This window comes from Rhizobacter sp. P3_B12, assembly GCF_056402895.1.
On sequence record NZ_JBFUGN010001141.1, the window covers coordinates 1 to 1,811 of the forward strand.

The 1,811-nt window shown below is 69.7% G+C and carries 2 protein-coding genes; both read left to right on the plus strand.

Going from position 1 to position 1,811, the window contains the following annotated elements:
- Positions 1–951 (plus strand): polysaccharide deacetylase family protein (locus AC1D01_RS33055; protein WP_477873708.1); only part of this gene is annotated, 951 nt, incomplete at its 5' end.
- Positions 948–1,739, plus strand: a complete 792-nt coding sequence (locus AC1D01_RS33060; RefSeq protein ID WP_477873709.1) for a tetratricopeptide repeat protein — start codon at positions 948–950, stop codon at positions 1,737–1,739. The genes AC1D01_RS33055 and AC1D01_RS33060, both read left to right, overlap by 4 nt.
- The last annotated feature ends 72 nt before the right edge of the window (positions 1,740–1,811 follow it).

Here is a 1,811-nt window from a genome sequence, read left to right on the forward strand (position 1 = left end):
GCGCCGGCCGCGGCACCGGCCCTCAGCGCGGCGCGCGACGGCGTGCTGGCGCGCAGCGACCGGCTGCTGGTCTACGTTCCGCAGGGCGAGGACAGCTATGCGTCGATCGCGCAGCGTTTTCTCGGCAGCGCGGCGCGCGACTGGGAGGTGGCCGAGGCCAACCCCGGGGCACCGCAGGCGCGCAGCGGGCAGCCGGTGATCGTGCCGCTGAAGCCGCTGAACCCGATGGGCGTGCGCAGCGGCCAGTACCAGACGATCCCGATCCTGTGCTACCACCGCGTGGGCCAGGGCAACGGCAAGATGACGGTGTCGTCGTCGAGCTTCGAGCAGCAGCTCGACTGGCTGGCGGCGAACAACTTCAAGGTGATCCGCCTGAAGGACCTGATCGGCTTCCTCGAGGGCCGGCAGCCGCTGCCGCAGCGTTCGGTGGTGCTGACCTTCGACGACGGCTATGCGTCGTACTACCGCTATGCCTACCCGCTGCTGAAGAAGCACGGCTTCCCGGCCACGGTGTTCCTGTACACCGATTTCGTCGGTGCCGGCGATGCGCTCACCTGGCCGCAGATGCAGGAGATGACGGCCTCGGGCCTGGTCGACATCCAGTCGCACTCGAAGACCCACTCCAACCTGATCGAGCGGGCCGCAGGTGAAAACGATGCCGCCTATGCGAAGCGGATGGAGGCCGAGGCGAAGGTGCCGCGCGACGTGATCGAGAAGCGGCTGTCGAACGAGGTGCTGACGTATGCCTACCCGTTCGGCGACGTGAACGACGTGGTGCTGGAGGCGCTGGCGCGCAACCGCTACCGGCTGGCCGGCACGGTGACGCCGGGCGGCAACCCGGCCTGGGCGCAGCCGCTGATGCTGCGCCGGACCATGATCTACGGCAGCCACGACCTGGAGGCCTTCAAGTCCAAGTTGCAGACCCTGCGCAGCTTCACGCCCTCGTCATGACGCACTCATTCGCGGTTCGCTTCTTTGCGGTCAGATTCATCGCGTTGGCCGCCGTCACGGTGCTGCTGGCCGCCTGTGCCGGCGTGCCGACCGGCAACCCGACCGGCGGGACCGGCGCGGGCGCCAATTCGCGCAACGACCCGGTGTCCGAGTTCGAGGTGCGCCAGAGCGAGCTGGCGGTGTCTGCGGAGCGGCAGGGCAAGTGGAGCGAGGCGGTGCAGGCCTGGGAAGTGCTCGCGACGCTGCGGCCTGCGCAGTACCGCGAGCGCCTGGCCGAGGCGCGGCACCGGGCCGATGTGCTGGCGACCGAGCGGCTGCAGCGGGCGCGGGCCGAGCTGAAGAAGGGCGATCTGGATGCGGCGGAGCAGTCGTACCTGGGTGTGCTGGCGGTGCAGCCGGAGCAGGCCGAGGCCGCGGACGGGTTGCGCGGCATCGAGCGTGCGCGCAACAAGCGCGATTACCTGGGGCAGCCGTCGCGGCTGACGCTCACGCGCAAGCCGGGTGCGCGCATTGCGCCGAGCGAGCAGTCGATCGAGCTGGAGCACGCGTCGATGCTGGCGGGGCAGGGCGAATTCGACGAAGYGATCGGCATGCTGCAGAAGCGCCTGGACGCGTCGCCGCGCGATGCAGCGGTGCGTCGTGCGCTGGCCGACACGCTGCTGAAGAAGGCGCAGGCGTTGCAGGCCAGCGACCCGAAGGCGGCCCGCGATGCGCTTCAGCGCTGTCTGAAGCTGGAGCCGAAGAATGTTGCTGCCCTGGCCTTGTTGAAGAAGCTTCCGGCGGGCTGAGGTCTTCGGAGTTCGGAGCGGCAAAGGCGCRGGTGGGTAGGCTGTGGCTCGCCGGCCGGGTCGGTCATCGCC